Below are 17,667 nucleotides of genomic sequence, written 5' to 3' on the forward strand. Positions count from 1 at the left end.
GCAACAACGCTTCGATCATGGCGCCAGATCCTGTGCCGACTCATTAATGTCGGCCCACGGGTCGCCCGCCGTGGTTAATAAACCCGGAAGAGTAGAATAATTCAGGTCTTCGGGAGAGTCGATGGATTCCAGATCCCGCCAGTCCAGCGGGGTGCTGGCCGGCAGATGCGGCCGCGCCCGCAGCGAATAGGCCGCCACCGCCGTCGCGCTGCGGGCATTGCGGTGATAGTCGATGAAGATGCGGTTCTTGCGGTTCTCGGCGCCCATCGTCGTGGTGAAGGTATCGCGCCCGGTTTTCGCCAGTTCCACCGCAATGGCGGCGCAGGCGGCATGGGTCTGTTTCCAGGTCAGCTTCTTCGTCGTCGGCACGACGATATGCACGCCCTTGCCGCCCGAGGTCTTGACGAAGGGTTTGAGCCCCATCCCCTCCAGCTCCCCGCGCAGATGCACGGCGGCATTGACCACGTCACGCCACTGCACGCCTTCACCGGGGTCGAGATCGAAGATCACCCGGTCGGGCTTGTCGATATGGCTCTGATGCGTGCCCCATGCGTGGAATTCCACCACGCCGAACTGCGCCAAAGCCAGATAGCCCCTGGCGTCCTCGACCGAGATATAGGTCTGCTTCTCGCCTTCCGAATTCTGTGTCTCGAAGCTCTTGAGACCGTCAGGCATGCCGGTAAAGGGGTGGCGCTGGAAGAAGCAGTCATGCGGCTTGCCCGTGGGGCAGCGGAACAGCGAGACCGGCCGGCTGAACAGGTGCGGCAGCATATAGTCGCCCACACCGGCATAATAGACCGCAATATCGAGCTTGGTCGGCCCGGTCTTGCCGAACAGCCGCCGCGTCGGATTGGTTACCCAGATGCCGGCAAGATCGGCGTCGGAAATGATGCGCTTGACCGGCGCACTCACCGGCGTCGTCAGCTCCGCCTGCCGCAACCCCCTGAACACGGCGTGGCGCAGCATGCCGTCATTGGTCTGGTTGGCATATTGCACGCGGGCGGTGAGAATGGGCCGCACCGGGAGGATCTCCTTGGGCGCGCCTTCCAGTTTCTCGTCGATGCGCAATGGCGCCAGCCGGGCTACCAGCGACTTCATCGTGGCGGCGTCAAACCCGGTGCCCACCTTGCCGCGATAGACCAGTTCCCCCTCGACCCATTCGGCCACCGCCAGCGCGCCGATGCCGCCATTGGCGGCGCTGTCGCTATAGCCCGCAATGACATAGTCGCCGGTCTTCAGCGCCTTGATCTTGAGCCAGTTCGATGACCGCCCGGCGCTATGCTTGCTGTCGGCGCGCTTGGAAACCACGCCTTCCAGCCCCAGTTCGGAGGCATGGTCAAGCAGCACCTGCCCGTCGCCCTCGACATGGTCGGAATATTGAATGGCCGAACGCGGCGTCACATGGCCGGACAGCAATTGCGCCAACAGCGCCTTGCGCTTGACCAGCGGCACCTGGCGCAGGTCCCAGCCATCGAGATGCAGCAGGTCGAAGGCATAGAAGACCAGCTTGTTGCCGGCCCCTTCCGACAGCGCATCCTGCAGCATGGAAAAGCGACTGATCCCCTGCTTGTCGAGCACCACGATCTCGCCATCGATGACAGCCTCGCGGCAATTGAGCTCCCCGAACGCTTTGGGCAGGTCTCCATAGCGCTTGGTCCAGTCCAGCCCGCCCCGCGTGATCAGCCGGGTCTTGCCGCCTTCGACAAAGGCCAACGTGCGATAGCCGTCGAACTTGATTTCGTGCAGGTATTTCGCATCGGCCGGCGGCACTTTTTCAGCCGGTGAGGCCAGTTGCAGCTCCATCGTCGCGGGCAGGGGCGCCTTCACGGCACCGGTCAGCTTGCCCGGCTGCGGCTTGGCGGCTTTCCTGATCGGAGCAGGGGGCGGCGCCACCAGTTCCTCGATCCGCCGTCCGGTCTTGACGCTTTCCGGGCGCGTTTCGAGAATATTCTCCTCGGTGCTCATGAAAGTGTCCCGTTCCTTGAACAGGATCCAGCCCTCCTTGCCTTTGTCCTCTGGCTTGCCCTTGAGCCGTGCCAGCATCCACCCGCCGCGCAGCTTTTCACCCACCAGGCGAAACTTGAAGGCGCCTTTGCGCAAATCCTCATGCGGGTCGCCCATCGGCGCCCAGGTGCCGGTGTCCCAGACGATCATCGGCCCGCCGCCATATTCGCCTTCGGGGATGACGCCCTCGAAGTCGATATAGTCGATGGGGTGATCCTCGGTGGCGGCAGCGAAGCGCTTGTCGGCCGGGTTGAGCGACGGCCCCTTGGGCACGGCCCAGCTTTTCAGCACGCCATCGAGTTCCAGCCGCAGGTCATAATGGTCGGCGGTGGCGTGATGCTTGTGAATGACAAAGCGATTGCCCGCGCTGCCCGGCGCACCCGCAGGCTCACTGGTGCGCTGGAAATCGCGTTTTTCGCGGTAGGATTTGAGCTTGTCGGTGGGCATGGCGGGACTTTAGCGCGTGGGAATGAATGGCAGCATAAGCATTGCGCGTGGGATACCCCCACCCTCATTCCCTCCCCCTTAAGGGGGAGGGAAGCCCGGCCGGTGCAAGGGGTAGTTTGTGCCACGGAAGGCAGTCCCATCGCCTCCCTCCCTTGATGGGGAGGGATTGAGGGTGGGGTGGGGCCGCGAGCAAAAAGCCAGTCGCCTCACCCCACCTGCTTCACACTCTGCCCAATGGCCCAGGTCACCCCGAACGGGTCCTCCAACTGCCCATAGATATCGCCCCAGAACTCCGTCTTGAGCGGCGAGGTCACCTTGCAGCCGGCAGCCACGGCGCGGTCCCACCATTTCTGGGCATCGTCGACATGGATATGCAGGTTGAAGCCCTGCGGCTTGACCGGCGCGAAGCCATATTCGGGGAAGAAGTCGCAGACGAAGAGCATGCTGCCATTGATCTCGATGGTGCTGTGGATCAGCTTTTTCGCTGTTCTCGGCCTGCATGGCCTCGTGCTCGATGGCGGCAAAGGCGGTCTTGTAGAAGTCGAGTGCCTTTCGGGCGCCGTCGACATTGAGATAGGGCGTAACGCCGGTCGTGGGGCGGGGTGCGGTCATGGCTGTTCTCCTCGATTGACGTATGCAAGCACGATGAGTGGCCCGGCGCCAGTTCGACGCGCCCTTATTTGATCGCGCTGGCCGGCGGCAAAGCCGGTTGCGCCGCCAGGCGGTCGAGATGGAGCCTGATATGCGCCGCCTCGGCCGGCGAGCCGGCCAGCGCAATGGCGCGGTTGAAGGCTTCGCGCGCCCCTGATGTATCGCCCAGTTGCAGCAGCAGCCCGCCGCGCACCCCGTGATAGTGGAAATAGCTGTCGAGCTTGTCGCCCAGAGGCGCGATCAGCGCCAAGGCCGCCGCCGGCCCGTATGCCTTGCTGACAGCCACGGCGCGGTTGAGCGTCACCACCGGCGAGGGCTGGATGACTTCGAGCGTCTGGTAGAGCCGGTCGATGGCGCCCCAATCGGTATCCTCGGCGCGCCTGGCCCGCGCATGCTGGGCGGCGATGGCGGCCTGCACCTGATAGGTGCCCGGCTCCTGGTGCCGCAAGGCCTTCTCCACCAGCGCCCGCCCCTCGGCCAGCATCGGCCCGTCCCACAGGCTGCGGTCCTGGTCTTCCAGCAGCACGATCTGGCCTTCGGCATCCACGCGCGCCTTGTGCCGGGCATGTTGCAGCAGCAGCAATGCCACCAGCCCCATGACTTCCGGCTCGCTGGGAAACAGCCGCTGCAACAGCCGGCCGAGCCTTATCGCCTCGTCGCAGAGCAGGGCCGCATCGGGGTCGGAATGGCCGCGCGAATAGCCCTCGTTGAAGACCAGGTAGATCATCACGGCCACCACGCCCAGCCGCTCCAGCCTTCCCTCGGCATCGGGCGGATCGAAGGGCACAGTATTGGCGGCGATACGCGCCTTGGCGCGGGTGATGCGCTGTTCCATGGCCACTTCGCTCACCAGGAACGCCCTGGCGATCTGCCGCAGCGGCAGGCCGGCCACCACGCGCAGAGCCAGCGCGATCTGCTGGTTGGCCGGCAGGTCGGGGTGGCAGCACACGAAGAGCAGCCGCAATATGTCGTCGCGATAATGGGCGCCATCCAGCCGCTCGGCGATATCGACCTCGGCATCGTCGAGGTCCGACAGGTGCTCCTCGGGCGGCAGGGCGACATTGTTCTTCACCTTGCGCAAAGCATCGATGCCGCTATTGCGCCCGACAAAGATCAGCCAGGCCACGGTGTCGCGCGGCGGTCCCTTGACGGGCCAGGTCCTGACGGCGCGGAGGCTGGCTTCCTGAAAAGCCTCCTCGGCGGCGTCGAGATTGCGGAAATAGCGCAGCAGGGCGCTCAACGCCTGGGGTCGGGCCGCCATGAGGGCCGCTGCTATCCAGGCGTTGTCGACCATTATCCAAGCTCGCTGGGGTGAAAGATGCCGACGGGACGGATTTCATAGCCGCCGCCGCTGGGATTGGCCTTGATCAGCTCCTTGGCAAAGGCGATGGCCTCGTCCAGCGAGTCGCAATCGGCCAGGTAGAAGCCGAGGAACTGTTCCTTGGTTTCGGCAAAGGGTCCGTCGATGATCAGGGGTTCGCCCGAGGTCTTGCGCAAAGTGGTGGCCGACGTGGTGGGCAGCAGCCGCGCCACCGGGCCCATCTTGCCCCTGGACTTCATGGAATCCTCGACCACGGCAAGGCGCGCCATGCAGGCGTCATCCTCCTCCTTGGTCCAGGTGGAAACGGCGTTTTCATCATTGTAGCAGAGGACAGCGTAAAGCATTGAGGCATCTCTCATCAGTGACATGACGAGCGACTATGCCCAATTCAGACAGCGGGTGAAGCGATTTTTACGCCACGGGCGGCGGCGTATTCCGCGCAATCGTCACCGTCGCGCCCAGCGATGCCACGATGATGGCAATGATGCCGCCCAGCTGCCACGGGCTCAGCGTCTCGCTGAGAATGAGAAAGCCCGACAGGGCGCCGAGCGCCGGCTGGCCGCTCATCAGGATACCGAACAACCGCGAGGGAATGTGCGGCAGCGCCACCATGTCGAGCGCATAGGGAATGGCGCTCGACAGCAGGGCCACGCCGAGCGCGACGGGCAGGATGGCCGGGTCGAGCAAAGCCGTGCCCGCCGTCGCCACCCCGAAGGGCAGGGCAATCACGGCGGCGACGGACACGCCGAGCGCGGTGATATGCGGCCCGCCGCCGGTCCCGGCGCGCTGGCCGAAAATGATATAGCCGGCCCAGCAGGCGCCCGCCGCCAGCGCCAGCAGCACGCCTGATATGCCGATCTCCCCCTGCGCCTGCCCCAGCGGCAGCAGCATGGCCAGCCCGGCCACGGCCAGCACGATCCAGGCGAAATCGAGCACCTTGCGCGATCCGGCCAGGGCCACGGCCAGCGGTCCGGTGAATTCGAGCGCCACGGCCACGCCGAGCGGAATGGTTTGCAGCGCCGCATAGAAGAACAGGTTCATCGCCCCCATGGCGCCGCCATAGGCCAGCACGGCGCGCCACTGCCTGGCATCGAGCTTTTGCCGCCAAGGCCGGAACACGGCCACCAGCACCACGGCGGCCAGCACCAGCCGCAAGGTCGTCGCCCCCGCCGCGCCCACCATGGGAAACAGCCCCTTGGCAAAACTCGCTCCGGTCTGGGTGAACACCATGCCCAAAGTGATGAGCAGGACGGAAAGGATGACGGATTGCGGCCGCACGGGGAGGGGCTTTCACTGAATGCGGATGCTCTAGCAGCGTTTGCAGCATCGTACCACGCCCTCGTGGTTCGAGGCGCTGAAGAAGCGCACCTCACCATGAGGGCTACTTTGAAATCCAGCGCTTCCAGTAGCCCTCATGGTGAGGTGCGAGCTCTTCGCGAGCCTCGAACCACGAGGGCGTGGCACGGAGCGCATTGACCCGACTCCGTTTGCCCTTTAGCCCTATCGCCGCCAGAACAAATGAGGAATGCCGATGGAATACCGTTATCTGGGCCGCTCCGGCCTCAAGGTCTCTGTTCTGACCATGGGCACCATGACCTTTGGTGGGTCGGAAAAGGTCGGCCATACCGAACAGGCCGATGCGACGCGCCAGATCGACCTCTGCCTCGATGCCGGCATCAACCTGCTCGACACGGCCAATGTCTACAATGCCGGCGTCTCCGAGGAGATGATCGGCGTGGCGCTGAGCGAGAATGGTCGTCGCCAGCGCGCGCTGGTCGCCACCAAGGTGCGCTTCAAGATGGGCGATGGGCCCAACGAGATCGGCCTTAGCCGTCACCACATCATCGCCCAGGCCGAAGCCAGTCTGAAGCGCCTCCAGACCGATGTCATCGACCTCTACCAGGTCCATGAATGGGACGGGCAGACCCCCATCGAGGAAACGATGGAGGCGCTCGATACGCTGGTGAAGAGGGGCTTGGTCCGCTATATCGGCTGTTCCAACTATGCCGGCTGGCATATCAGCAAGGCCCTGGCCGCCGCGGGCGCGCGCCATGGCGAGCGCTTCATCTCCCAGCAGATTCACTACACGCTGCATTCGCGCGAAGCCGAATATGAGCTGATCCCGATCAGCCAGGATCAGGGTCTCGGCGTGCTCATCTGGTCGCCTCTGGCCGGCGGGCTGCTCTCGGGCAAGTACCGCCGCGATGGCGGGCCGAAGGCCGGCCGGCATGTCGGCGGCTTCCGCGAGCCGCCGGTCTATGACTGGGACAAGCTCTACGACATTATCGACGTCCTGGTAGCCGTTGCCGAGGAGCGCGGCGTTTCCGGCGCGCAGGTGGCCCTGTCCTGGTTGCTTGGGCGGCCGGGCGTGACTTCGGTCATCATCGGCGGGCGCAACGAGGCGCAGTTCCAGGACAATCTGGCGGCGGCCGAATTCAAGCTCAGCGCCGACGAACGCGCCCGGCTCGATGCGGCCAGCCAGCCGCCCTTGCTCTACCCCTATTGGCACCAGTCCTTCACCGCGCAGGACCGGCTGGGCAAGATCGACCTCGACCTGATCGCCCCCTATGCCGAGGAGTTCAAGCGTGGCTGATTTCCTGTTCGACCCCTATGCCGGCATCGGCACGGTCAGGACGCGGATCGCCTGATGCCGGTCTGGTCGCCTCAGCAGGACGCGGCGCTCAAGGCCGTGTCCGATTGGCTCAAGGACCGGAACGGCCCGCAGGTCTTCCGCCTGTTCGGCTGGGCCGGTACCGGCAAGTCGACGCTCGCCGTACATCTGGCGCAGGATGTCCGAAGCGTCAAATATGCCGCCTTCACCGGCAAGGCGGCCCTGGTCATGCGCAAGCGCGGCTGCAAGGGCGCCCAGACCATCCATAGCCTGATCTATACTTTGGTCAGCGAGAAGGAAGGCGAGCCGCGCTTCGTGCTGGACGATGAATCGCCCGCCGCCGATGCCGATCTCATCGTCATCGACGAAGTCTCCATGGTGGACGAGCAACTGGGCAAAGACCTGCTGTCCTTCGGGGTCAAGGTGCTGGTGCTGGGCGATCCGTTCCAGTTGCCGCCGGTGCAGGGCGCCGGCTTCTTCACCGCTGACGAACCGGACATCATGCTGACCGAAATCCATCGGCAGGCGGCGGACAATCCGATCATCCATCTTTCCATGCAGGTGCGCGAAGGCGGTTTTCTCGAACGCGGCACCTATGGCGATTCCATCGTGGTGGGCCGCGACAATGTCGATCGCAATGCGGTGCTGGAGGCCGACCAGGTGCTGGTGGGCCGCAACAAGACCCGCCTGCAATACAATGACCGCCTGCGCGAGCTGAAGGGCCTGCCCTTCCACGAGCCGGTCGAAGGCGACCGCATGGTCTGCCTCCGCAACAATCCGCGCAAGAAGCTGCTCAACGGCCAGATCTGGATCGTCACCGAGGTCACCAGGCGCAGCAATGGCAAATATTCGCTGCTGCTGGGCGCCGACGAGGGCAAGGGCGAGGCGCGGGTGCTGACGCACAAGGCCTTCTTTTCCGGCGAGGAAGATACGATGAGCTGGCCCGAGCGCCGCCAGTTCGACGAGTTCACCTTCGGCTATTGCCTCACCGTCCACAAGGCGCAGGGCAGCCAGTGGGACAATGTCTATCTGTTCGACGAGAGCTTCGTGTTTCGCGAGGAGCGGGCACGCTGGCTCTATACCGGCATTACCCGCGCCGCCGAAAAGATCACTGTCGTGTCCTGACCGCGCCGTAATGCCATAACAAAGCCAAAGTCCGGCGACTGTTCTGTTGGCGGCGAAATCTTTCGCCAAGTAGACCAAATTGCTGACGTTTCTTGTCGCGGCGGTGCTTGCGCATCGGGGCCCTATACCCCATTTTGCCCGTAGAGATTTCCAGCAGCCCGGATCATCCCCCCTGGACGGAGGCATCATGCACCACGACACCCCCCTGATCACAACGATCGTCGCGGGTCTGGTGCTGGCCTATATCTTCGGCATGATCGCCAATCGCTTCAAGATGCCGCCTTTGGTGGGGTATCTGTTTGCGGGCGTGCTGGCCGGGCCCTATACGCCCGGTTTCGTGGCCGATCAGGCGGTTGGCGCGGAATTGGCCGAACTGGGCGTGATCCTGCTCATGTTCGGCGTCGGGCTGCATTTCTCCCTCAAGGACCTGCTGAGCGTGCGGGCGCTGGCCATTCCCGGCGCGGTCGGCCAGATTGCCCTGGCGACATTGCTGGGCTTCGGGCTCGGCACGCTGCTGGGCTGGGACACGGGGGCGTCGCTGCTCTTCGGGCTGGCCCTGTCCTGCGCCTCCACCGTCGTGCTGCTCAAGGCCATGCAGGACCGGCGCCTGCTCGAAACCGACCGTGGCCGCATCGCCGTGGGCTGGCTGATCGTCGAGGATCTGGTCTGTATCCTGGCGCTGGTGCTGATCCCTGCTTTCGCGGCCCTGGGCGGCAGCGAAAATGCCCCGCATGACCCCTTCGTCTCGTTTGTCGAGCGGCTGGTTGGCGGCGGCATCGGCATCTGGGGGGTGATTGCGCTCACCGCAATCAAGATCGCCGGCTTTATCGGTTTCATGCTCATCGTGGGCCGCCGCATCATTCCCTGGGCCCTGCATGGCACCGCGCATACCGGCAGCCGCGAGCTGTTTCGCCTCGCGGTGCTCGCCATCGCGCTGGGCGTGGCGCTCGGTTCGGCCGTGCTGTTCGGCGTATCGCTGGCGCTGGGTGCGTTCTTTGCCGGCATGATCCTCTCCGAGAGCGAACTCAGCCACCGCGCGGCGCAGGAAACCCTGCCGTTGCGCGACGCCTTCTCGGTGCTGTTCTTCGTGTCGGTCGGCATGCTGTTCGACCCGATGACCATTGTCGATGATCCGCTGCCGCTGCTGGCGACGGTCTTCATCATCGTCATCGGCAAGTCGCTGGCCGCCTTCGGCATCGTGCTGCTGTTCCGGCGGCCGGTTTCGACGGCGCTGACCATTTCGGCTTCGCTGGCGCAGATCGGCGAATTCTCCTTCATCATCGCCAGCATGGGCGTGGCCCTGGCCATCATGCCCAAGGAAGCGCAGGATCTGGTGCTGGCCGGATCGGTGGTGTCGATCATCCTCAATCCGGTCGTGTTCTGGGCGGTCGACCTGGCCAAGCCGCGCCTCGAAGCCAAGGCGGCGGCGCGCAAGGCGGCCCAGGCCGAGCAGGATGGGCCGCGCATCGAGCCCACCGACTTGTCCGAAGCCGCCAACGGCCCCATCACCACCGACGCGCCGAGCGAGGCGGCGGTCGATAGCGGCGCTCCCGGCTCCGATGACGATACGGGCGAGCCCTCCCATCAGACCGGCCATACCGTACTGGTCGGCTATGGCCAGGTCGGCCGCATCCTGGCCGCAGGCATCAAGGAAGATGGCGGCGGGCTCGTGGTGATCGAGGATTCCGACCACGATGTCGCGGCGGCGCGGGCGGCAGGTTTCGAAGTCGTCTTCGGCAATGCCGCCAGCGCCGATACGCTCAGGCTCGCCAACCTGCCGCAGGCCCGCAACCTGCTGATCGCCATCGCCAATGCCTTCGAGGCCGGCACGGTCTGCGAATCCGGCCGCAAGCTCAATCCCGGCATTTCCATCATCGCCCGCGCCTATTCCGAGGAAGAAGAAGACTTCCTGCGCAATCTCGGTGCCACCGCGGTTATCAGGGGCGAGCGCGAGATCGGCAAGGGCATCCTGACCTTCCTGCGCGGTGATGGCGGCGATATGGCCGCCCCGGCCATGCCGGTGCCCGAAGAGCCCAAGCTGCCTGTGGTCGAGAACCTGCTTGAAAAGGTCGCCGCGGCGCCCGTCGTTACCGAATCCGAAACCGTCATCGAATTGCCGCCGCCCGACGACGAGGCGCCGGCTGCCGATGAGGTCGAGCCAGGACCCGTCGAAGCCATCGGCGAGGCGCCCGCTGCCATCGACGAAGTCGTGGTGCCGCCACCGGCCGAGCCGGCTGCCGAGACACATGCAGAGACCGAAGTTGAGCCGGACGCCGCTCCGGATATCGAGCCCGAACCCGAGCCGGTGGCCGAACCTGAACCTCAGCCGGAAAGTCCCGCGGAACCCGAGCCGCAGACAGCGGCCGCGATCGATGCGGAGACCGAGCGGGAGGCTGACGACGAGACCAATGAGGGCGGCATTGCCCCGCCCGAAGAAGACAGTGAAACCGAAGAGCGCAATACTGTGCCGCCGGTGGTTCCCGAGCCCAAAAGCTAAGGTCTTGTCAAAGGCTTGGCGTGGGGCGCATAGAAGTTAGGGGCAGGCTCTTCTGCTCCCGTCGAGTTTCGGCGCGCCGCACGGGCGCGCCAGGAATATGTGGGCCGATGATTTCGCAGAAAGCCAAATACGCCTTGCGCGCGCTGGTCTCCCTCGCACGGGCCGAGCGCGGTGAAACCATGATGATCGGCGAGATTTCCCAGGAACAGGCGATCCCCAAGAAGTTCCTCGAACAGATCCTGCTCGAGCTCAAGCGCGCGGGGTTCGTGTCCAGCCGGCGCGGCCGTTCCGGCGGCTATGAATTGCTCAAGGCGCCCGAGGAAATCATGTTCGGCGAAGTGCTGCGGCTGATCGACGGGCCGGTCGCGCCGCTGCCCTGCCTCTCCAAAATCGCGTATAAACGCTGCAAGGATTGCCGCGACGAGGCGTCCTGCGAAATCCGCCATGTCTTCGAGCGCGTGACGCTGGCCACCCGCGACGTGCTGGACCACACGACGCTGGCCGATTCCCTGCGGCTGGAAGATTTGCCGGTTTAGCACTCTTCCCCCTCTCCCCTTGAGGGAGAGGGATGACCTGACGCGTTCAGCGGAAGGTCAGGGTGAGGGGTGCTGCGCCATCCCATGCTTCAATGTTCTTGGATAGCGCAGGACCCCTCATCCGCCCTTCGGGCACCTTCTCCCTCAAGGGGAGAAGGGAAGGGGCGCTACCCAAACCTACCCGAACACCACGGTCTTCTTCCCGTTCAGCATGACCCGGTTTTCCAGGTGCAGCTTCACCGCCCTGGCCAGCACGCGGCTTTCGATATCCCGCCCGGCGGCCACCAGGTCGTCGGGGCTCATGGCATGGGTCACACGGGCGGTTTCCTGCTCGATGATCGGGCCTTCGTCGAGGTCCGGCGTCACATAATGGGCGGTGGCGCCGATGATCTTGACGCCGCGCTCATGGGCCTGGTGATAGGGCTTGGCGCCCTTGAAGCTGGGCAGGAAGGAATGGTGGATATTGATCACCTGCCCGAAGAGCCGCGTCGAAAGATTATCCGACAGCACCTGCATGTAGCGCGCCAGCACGACGAGGTCTGCGCCGGTCTGCTTGACCAAAGCCAGCACCTGCTCCTCCTGCGCCGCCTTGGTGTCTCTGGTCACCGGCAGGAGGTGGAAGGGAATGCCGGCATCCTCGGCAATCCTGCGCGTATCGTCATGGTTGGAAATGATCGCCGCGACCTCCGCATCGAGCCAGCCGACGCGGATCTGGTAAAGCAGATGCAGCAAAGTGTGGTCGAACTTGGAGACCATGATGACCACGCGCTTCTTGCGCGCATCATCGGCCAGGCTCGTCTTCATCGAAAAGCGCTCGATGGGCGATTTCAGCGCCCGCTCGATGGAATCGCGCCCCACGCCGTCAGGCGCGGTAAAGGCCAGTCGCATGAAGAAACGGTCGGTCTCGCGATCCCAGAACTGATTGGATTCGGCGATATTGGCGCCCAGGGCCGCCAGCTCGGTGGTGATGGCAGCGACGATGCCGGGGCGGTCGGCGCAGGACAGGGTGAGAACGAAACTGGCCGAGGACATCGCAGGCACTCCAACAAAGCTGGCAGCGGTATCAATGGCCTGGGCTTCCGCGTCAAGAGCGCAGCAAAAAGGGCCGCCCTGAGAGGGACGGCCCTTCCTGAGTTTTCGGCCTATGGAGCGCCAGGCGCTCCAATTCTCGAATGCATCGGGCGATCCCGACGCTTCGGCCTTAGGAGGAGCTGCTAGCCGAGAGTCTCCCGAACCAGCACCAAAAATCCAAGACCCTCTTCGAGCGCCGTAATCTCATAAGACATTGGATCACCTCCTTCACGTTGGTTGAACATGACAGGGATGGTGCGCTGATTTTTCGCATCTGTCCAGCCTCGCGACATTGCTAGAGTCCGGGCGAGACCGAAGCGATGACCAATCCGCGCGACGTCAAATATGCCAATGAAAGCATTGCCCGCTGGCAGGATGCCCTGAAGCGGCGCGGATTGCTTGCCACCAACAACATCGCCTTTGCCTGCCTGCGCGGGTTCCTGCACGAATTGCGCGCCCGCCTGCCGCTCGCCGCCATCGCCACCGTCGGCAACCATCTGCCGGCGGTGCAGCGCGGCGTCTTCTATCAGGACTGGGTGCCGTCCGAACCGCTGCCCACGCCCGATCTCGCCACATTCGAGACGGCGCTGGCCAGGCGGCTGCTGCCGCATATCCACATGCCCGACGGGCTGGTCGCCGACATGCTGTGGCTCATTGGCACCGAGAGCGAGACATTCGACGCGGCGGCGATCCGCGCCGTGCTCCCCGTGCCGCTGGCCGAGGTCTGGGACAGGCTGACATTCAGGTGATGCCGGTCTGCAAATGCCAGTTCCCTGCGCTTCCGGTCCTCACGTACCCGTCGGGTCGCTAGCCCCGCGCCTTTTTCGGCCGCGCCCGCAATTGCAGAATAGTCGCCGCCAGCACGCCCAAAGCCACGATGCCGATGATGATGGTCGCCAGCGCATTGACGTCGGGCGACACGCCCAGCTTGACCTTGGAAAAGATCACCATGGGCAGGGTCGACGAGCCGGGGCCTGAGACGAAGCTGGCAATGACCAGGTCGTCCAGCGACAGGGTGAAACCGAGCAGCCAGCCCGACACCAGAGCCGGGGCGATGATGGGCAAAGTGATATCGAAGAAGGTGCGGATGGGCGAAGCGCCCAGATCCATGGCCGCTTCTTCCAGGCTCCGGTCGAAATCGGAAAGGCGCGACTGCACCACGACGCAGACATAGGCGGTGCAGAAAGTGGCATGGGCGATGACGATGGTCAGCATGCCGCGCCCCTGCGGCCAGCCCAAAGTGGACTCCATGGCAACGAAGAGCAGCAGCAAGGCCAGGCCCGTGATCACGTCGGGCATGACCAGCGGCGCCGAAACCATGCCGGAGAACAGCGTCCTGCCCTTGAAGCGGCGGAAGCGCACCAGGGCCACGGCGGCCAGCGTCCCCAGCACCAGCGCGATAGTGGCGCTGAGCGCGGCGATCTGCAGGCTCAGCCAGGCGGCGCCGAGCAATTGCGGGTCGTTGAACAGTTCGCCATACCACTTGGTCGAAAAGCCCGACCATACGGTCACCAGCCGGCTCTCGTTGAACGAGAAGATGACGAGGCTCACGATGGGCGCATAGAGGAATGCAAAGCCCAGAGCGGCGGCGATGGGAAGGAACCAGCTCCGGCGCATGCTACTTCTCCACCACGGCGCTTTGCGCGCGTTGCAGCAGCATGATGGGCACGACGACCACGACCAGCATGGCCATGGCCACCGCAGCGGCGCGCGGCCAGTTGGTGGCGCTGAAGAATTCGTCCCACAGCACGCGGCCGATCATCAGCGTCTCGGGTCCGCCCAGCAGCGAGGGAATGACGAATTCGCCGATGGCGGGGATGAAGACCAGCATGGAGCCGGCGACGATGCCGGGCAGCGACAGCGGCAGGGTGACCGACAGGAAGGTGCGCAAGGGCCGGGCGCCGAGATCGGCCGAGGCCTCGAACAGCGACACGTCGAGCTTCACCAGCGTCGTATAGAGCGGCAGGATCATGAAGGGCAGGTAGGTGTAGACGATGCCGACATAGACGGCGAAATCGGTCTGCATCATCACCAGCGGCTGGATGCCGAACAGGCCCAGGAACTGGTTGATGACGCCATTGCCGCGCATGAAACCGGTCAGCGCATAGACGCGCAACAGGAAGGAGGTGAAGAAGGGCAGCACCACCAGCATCAGCAATATATTGCGCCAGCGGTCGGGTGCGCGGGCAATGGCATAGGCCATGGGATAGCCGATGAAGAGCGTGATCACGGTGGCGATGGCCGCGATGCGGATCGAGCTCAGATAGGCCGCGACATAGAGATTGTCGGTGAACAGCCGGATGTAATTGTTGAGATGCAGCGTCAGCTGCACCGTGCCCTCTTCGGTCGAGAGCAGAGCCGAATAGGGCGGCCGACCGAACTGCTTGGTGGCCAGCGAAATGCCGAAGACCACGGCCAGCGGCACGAGGAAGAAGACCAGCAGCCACAGCACCGGCGCGGCCAGTACCAGCATGCGGCCGGTAATGCCGACCCGGGCCAGCCGCCGTTCCACGACGTTCCACGGACGCAGCCGACGCGGTGGGGGAATGGTGGGTTCGTGGGCGGCGGTCATACCGTCAGCACCGAGCCTGAAGTGTCGCCCCAGGTGACATAGACCTGCTCGTCCCAGGTGATGGCATCGGGGTTGCCGCGCACCGTATTGGTCTGGGTCACGCGCAGGCGTTTGCCGCTGTCGAGCACCACCTGATAGACGCTCATGTCGCCGAGATAGCCGATATCCTCGACCACGCCATGGGTCACATTGGCATTGAAGGGATTGGCCGGCTTTTCGCGGCTCAGATGCAGCTTTTCCGGGCGGATGGCCCACCACAGGATCTGCTCGGGCGCGCAATCGACGCCATGGCCGACATGGATGTCGCAGCCCAGCTCGGCCGAGCTGATGCGCACATGGTCCGGCTCGTCCTCGGTTACCGTGCCCTCGACCATGTTGACCGAGCCGATGAAGCCGGCGACGAAGCGCGAATTGGGGAATTCATAGATATCGGTGGGCTCGCCGATCATGGCGATTTCGCCCTGGTTCATCACGCCGATGCGGGTGGCGAGGCTCATCGCCTCTTCCTGGTCGTGCGTCACCACAATGAAGGTCACGCCCAGCGTTTCCTGGATCTTGACCAGTTCGAACTGGGTTTCCTCGCGCAGCTTCTTGTCGAGCGCGCCGAGCGGTTCGTCGAGCAGCAGCAGCTTGGGTCGTTTGGCGAGGGCCCGGGCCAGGGCCACGCGCTGCCGCTGGCCGCCCGACAACTGATGCGGCTTGCGCTTGCCATAGTCCTGCAGCTTCACCAGCGTCAGCAATTCGGCCACGCGTTCGGCGATTTCCGTTTTGGGCAGGCCGTCGCGCTTGAGGCCATAGGCGATGTTCTGTTCCACATTCATATGCGGAAACAGCGCATAGGACTGGAACATCATGTTGACCGGCCGGTTATAGGGCGGCGCGTCGGTCATGTCCTGGCCGTCGATCTCGATGCGGCCGGCCGTGGGCTGTTCGAAGCCGGCCAGCATGCGCAGCAATGTCGACTTGCCCGAGCCCGAGCCGCCGAGCAGGCAGAACAATTCGCCCTTGTAGATATCGAGCGACACGTCGGAAACGGCGGCGACGTCGCCGAATTTCTTGGTGACGTTGCGGATGCGCACGAAGGGCTTGGCGGCAGGATCGCGCCAGGGGCGGGTATCGGCAGCGATCTGGGGTTTCTTGGCCATTAAATTCTCGCGGCGACCGCGGCCTTACCAGTAGACCTCATCCTGAGCCTGTCGAAGGACGAGGTCGTACCCTTCGACAGCTCCACTCGCCGACCTCGTGGTTCGACACCCTGAGCTTGTCGAAGGGTCACCATGAGGTCTGCGAGGGGATGGCTTTCGGGGAGCGCCGCAGAGACGCTCCCCGATGCTTGTTACTGGCCGGTCTTGATCCGGGTCCAGGTGCGGGTCAGCACTTCCTCGAAATCGGGGCTGTGCGCGCCCATGACGAAGGCCTTGGCGATGGTCTCGGCCGGGGCATAGATGCCCGGATTGTTCTTGACCTCTTCATCCACGAACTCGGTCGCGGCCAGGTTGGGGTTGGCGTAGAACACATAATTGGTGATCGCGGCCACCACTTCGGGCTCGAGAATATAGTTGATGAACTTGTGGGCATTGTCCGGATGCGGTGCATCGGCCGGAATGGCCAGGAAGTCGAACAGCGTCGCGGCCCCTTCCTTGGGGATCACATACTGCACTTCCACGCCCGCACCGGCGGCAGCGGCCGCGTCGGCGGCGATGAAGATGTCGCCCGAATAGCCCAGGGCCACGCAGATTTCGCCATTGCCCAGGTCGTCGATATACTGCGACGAGTGGAAATAGCGGATATAGGGCTTGATCGAGGTCAGCAGTTCCTCGGCCTTGGCCAGGTCTTCCTCGCTCTCCGAATTGGGGTCGAGGCCCAGATAATGCAGGGCAATGCCGGTCACTTCAGAGGGGCTGTCGAGCAGGGAAATGCCGCAGGAGGCGAGCTTTTCGGCATATTCGGGCTTGAAGATCAGGTCCCAGCTATCAACAGGGGCGCTGTCGCCCAGAGCCTCGGCCACCTTGGCGACATTGTAGCCATAGCCGATCGTGTTGATCATATAGGGCACGGCATGGGCATTGTCGGGGTCCTGGCCGGTGGCGGTGGCCATCACGGCTGGGTCGAGATTGCCCAGATTGGTCAGCTTGGACTTGTCCAGCGGCAGGATCAGCCCGGCCTGGATCTGGCGCTCGAGGAAATTGCCCGAGGGCACCACGATGTCATAGCCCGAATTGCCGGCGAGCAGCTTGGCATCGACGATCTCGTTGGTGTCATAGACGTCGTAATTGACCTTGATGCCGGTTTCCGCCTCGAAATTGGCGATCGTGTCCTCGGCGATATAGTCGGACCAGTTATAGACGTTGAGCACGGCCTCTTCCTGGGCCAGCACGGGGCTGGCGACCATGATTGCGCCGAGGGCAAGCGCGAGCGACTTGTTCATCTGGGTTGAGCTCCTGTTCGGGTCGTTTTGGTATTTTTGGCGGTACGGCGCCGGGGGCGCGGCAATCGGGCGCGCCTCCGGGGCGCGAGACGTCAGTCCCGGGCGCTCATCTCAGAGTAGCCGGATCGTCCAATCCGGTCTGGCATGCTGGTACGAAAAAAGAGCGCCAGGAAGCGCTGGGCAAATCGGCTGAACTGGGCCCGGAGCCGGGCGCGTATCGATCGGCGCGCGGGGCGCGATCAACAATGAGCGTCTGCAGCGAAGTGCCCTTTCCACGCTGGAGTTTACGAGGGCAACCTAGAGCCAAATCGTTGGGGCGACAAGCGTCCCGCGGCAAGATTTCGCGGGGGTTGACGCCCCGGCTCCACAAGGGGCAAAACCCGCGGCAACAGGGGCCGCAGCAG

14 protein-coding genes and 1 pseudogene are annotated in these 17,667 nt (G+C 64.1%); 5 read left to right on the forward strand and 10 right to left on the reverse strand.

The window, feature by feature from the left end; all coding sequences use genetic code 11:
* Positions 1-15: 15 nt before the first annotated feature.
* The 5 genes from ligD to NVV79_RS08790 form a co-directional block, all read right to left on the reverse strand.
* Positions 16-2,451 carry a DNA ligase D gene (ligD, locus tag NVV79_RS08770; protein WP_303988122.1) on the reverse strand — a complete coding sequence of 812 codons (2,436 nt, stop codon included), beginning with the start codon at positions 2,449-2,451 and terminating at the stop codon, positions 16-18.
* Between the two features lie 206 nt (positions 2,452-2,657).
* A complete protein-coding gene (locus NVV79_RS08775) occupies positions 2,658-2,894 on the reverse strand; it encodes a VOC family protein (RefSeq protein ID WP_303988123.1) in 237 nt (78 codons plus the stop codon).
* 233 nt (positions 2,895-3,127) lie between these two features.
* Positions 3,128-4,396, reverse strand: a complete 1,269-nt coding sequence (locus NVV79_RS08780; protein WP_303988124.1) for an RNA polymerase sigma factor — start codon at positions 4,394-4,396, stop codon at positions 3,128-3,130.
* Positions 4,396-4,767 (reverse strand): YciI family protein, encoded by a 372-nt coding sequence (locus tag NVV79_RS08785; RefSeq protein ID WP_303988125.1) that lies wholly within the window; start codon positions 4,765-4,767, stop codon positions 4,396-4,398. Before NVV79_RS08785 ends, NVV79_RS08780 begins: the two co-directional genes overlap by 1 nt.
* Positions 4,768-4,834: 67 nt before the next feature.
* Positions 4,835-5,701 (reverse strand): EamA family transporter, encoded by an 867-nt coding sequence (locus NVV79_RS08790; RefSeq protein ID WP_303988126.1) that lies wholly within the window; start codon positions 5,699-5,701, stop codon positions 4,835-4,837.
* A 253-nt stretch (positions 5,702-5,954) separates the two neighbouring features.
* On the opposite strand from NVV79_RS08790, the gene NVV79_RS08795 reads away from it, so the two are divergent.
* The 4 genes and pseudogenes from NVV79_RS08795 to NVV79_RS08810 all read left to right on the forward strand — a co-directional run bounded on the left by NVV79_RS08795 (position 5,955) and on the right by NVV79_RS08810 (position 11,192).
* Positions 5,955-7,016, forward strand: a complete 1,062-nt coding sequence (locus tag NVV79_RS08795; RefSeq protein WP_303988127.1) for an aldo/keto reductase — start codon at positions 5,955-5,957, stop codon at positions 7,014-7,016.
* Positions 7,017-7,070: 54 nt separating this feature from the next.
* Positions 7,071-8,159, forward strand: a complete 1,089-nt coding sequence (locus tag NVV79_RS08800; RefSeq protein WP_303988128.1) for an ATP-dependent RecD-like DNA helicase — start codon at positions 7,071-7,073, stop codon at positions 8,157-8,159.
* Between the two features lie 187 nt (positions 8,160-8,346).
* Positions 8,347-10,116: pseudogene (locus NVV79_RS08805) on the forward strand (cation:proton antiporter); the annotation flags it as partial.
* 647 nt (positions 10,117-10,763) lie between these two features.
* Positions 10,764-11,192 carry an Rrf2 family transcriptional regulator gene (locus tag NVV79_RS08810; RefSeq protein WP_303988130.1) on the forward strand — a complete coding sequence of 143 codons (429 nt, stop codon included), beginning with the start codon at positions 10,764-10,766 and terminating at the stop codon, positions 11,190-11,192.
* Positions 11,193-11,369: 177 nt separating this feature from the next.
* Here NVV79_RS08810 and purU read toward each other — a convergent pair whose 3' ends face one another.
* Positions 11,370-12,224: a formyltetrahydrofolate deformylase gene (purU, locus tag NVV79_RS08815; protein WP_303988132.1), complete on the reverse strand. Its 855-nt coding sequence runs from the start codon at positions 12,222-12,224 to the stop codon at positions 11,370-11,372.
* 359 nt (positions 12,225-12,583) lie between these two features.
* Here purU and NVV79_RS08820 point away from each other — a divergent pair, with 359 nt between their 5' ends.
* Complete coding sequence (locus tag NVV79_RS08820) at positions 12,584-13,012, forward strand: DUF2267 domain-containing protein (protein ID WP_303988133.1); 429 nt, start codon at positions 12,584-12,586, stop codon at positions 13,010-13,012.
* A 58-nt stretch (positions 13,013-13,070) separates the two neighbouring features.
* Here NVV79_RS08820 and NVV79_RS08825 read toward each other — a convergent pair whose 3' ends face one another.
* The 4 genes from NVV79_RS08825 to NVV79_RS08840 form a co-directional block, all read right to left on the reverse strand.
* Positions 13,071-13,880 carry an ABC transporter permease subunit gene (locus tag NVV79_RS08825; protein ID WP_303988134.1) on the reverse strand — a complete coding sequence of 270 codons (810 nt, stop codon included), beginning with the start codon at positions 13,878-13,880 and terminating at the stop codon, positions 13,071-13,073.
* A gap of 1 nt (position 13,881) precedes the next feature.
* Positions 13,882-14,835 carry an ABC transporter permease subunit gene (locus NVV79_RS08830; protein WP_303988135.1) on the reverse strand — a complete coding sequence of 318 codons (954 nt, stop codon included), beginning with the start codon at positions 14,833-14,835 and terminating at the stop codon, positions 13,882-13,884.
* A complete protein-coding gene (locus tag NVV79_RS08835) occupies positions 14,832-15,980 on the reverse strand; it encodes an ABC transporter ATP-binding protein (RefSeq protein ID WP_303988137.1) in 1,149 nt (382 codons plus the stop codon). Before NVV79_RS08835 ends, NVV79_RS08830 begins: the two co-directional genes overlap by 4 nt.
* A gap of 191 nt (positions 15,981-16,171) precedes the next feature.
* A complete protein-coding gene (locus NVV79_RS08840; protein WP_303988139.1) occupies positions 16,172-17,263 on the reverse strand; it encodes a polyamine ABC transporter substrate-binding protein in 1,092 nt (363 codons plus the stop codon).
* Positions 17,264-17,667 lie beyond the last annotated feature (404 nt).

Origin of the sequence: Devosia ginsengisoli (assembly GCF_024707105.1) — a bacterium.
Taxonomy (GTDB): Bacteria; Pseudomonadota; Alphaproteobacteria; order Rhizobiales; family Devosiaceae; genus Devosia; species Devosia ginsengisoli_A.

What these genes read in the sequence shown, in the direction of transcription:
- ligD (WP_303988122.1), bottom strand. Translation starts at nt 2,451, where the DNA reads ATGCCCACCGACAAGCTCAAATCCTACCGCGAAAAACGCGATTTCCAG.
- NVV79_RS08775 (WP_303988123.1), bottom strand. Translation starts at nt 2,894, where the DNA reads ATGCTCTTCGTCTGCGACTTCTTCCCCGAATATGGCTTCGCGCCGGTC.
- NVV79_RS08780 (WP_303988124.1), bottom strand. Translation starts at nt 4,396, where the DNA reads ATGGTCGACAACGCCTGGATAGCAGCGGCCCTCATGGCGGCCCGACCC.
- NVV79_RS08785 (WP_303988125.1), bottom strand. Translation starts at nt 4,767, where the DNA reads ATGCTTTACGCTGTCCTCTGCTACAATGATGAAAACGCCGTTTCCACC.
- NVV79_RS08795 (WP_303988127.1), top strand. Translation starts at nt 5,955, where the DNA reads ATGGAATACCGTTATCTGGGCCGCTCCGGCCTCAAGGTCTCTGTTCTG.
- NVV79_RS08800 (WP_303988128.1), top strand. Translation starts at nt 7,071, where the DNA reads ATGCCGGTCTGGTCGCCTCAGCAGGACGCGGCGCTCAAGGCCGTGTCC.
- NVV79_RS08810 (WP_303988130.1), top strand. Translation starts at nt 10,764, where the DNA reads ATGATTTCGCAGAAAGCCAAATACGCCTTGCGCGCGCTGGTCTCCCTC.
- purU (WP_303988132.1), bottom strand. Translation starts at nt 12,224, where the DNA reads ATGTCCTCGGCCAGTTTCGTTCTCACCCTGTCCTGCGCCGACCGCCCC.
- NVV79_RS08820 (WP_303988133.1), top strand. Translation starts at nt 12,584, where the DNA reads ATGACCAATCCGCGCGACGTCAAATATGCCAATGAAAGCATTGCCCGC.
- NVV79_RS08825 (WP_303988134.1), bottom strand. Translation starts at nt 13,880, where the DNA reads ATGCGCCGGAGCTGGTTCCTTCCCATCGCCGCCGCTCTGGGCTTTGCA.
- NVV79_RS08830 (WP_303988135.1), bottom strand. Translation starts at nt 14,835, where the DNA reads ATGACCGCCGCCCACGAACCCACCATTCCCCCACCGCGTCGGCTGCGT.
- NVV79_RS08835 (WP_303988137.1), bottom strand. Translation starts at nt 15,980, where the DNA reads ATGGCCAAGAAACCCCAGATCGCTGCCGATACCCGCCCCTGGCGCGAT.
- NVV79_RS08840 (WP_303988139.1), bottom strand. Translation starts at nt 17,263, where the DNA reads ATGAACAAGTCGCTCGCGCTTGCCCTCGGCGCAATCATGGTCGCCAGC.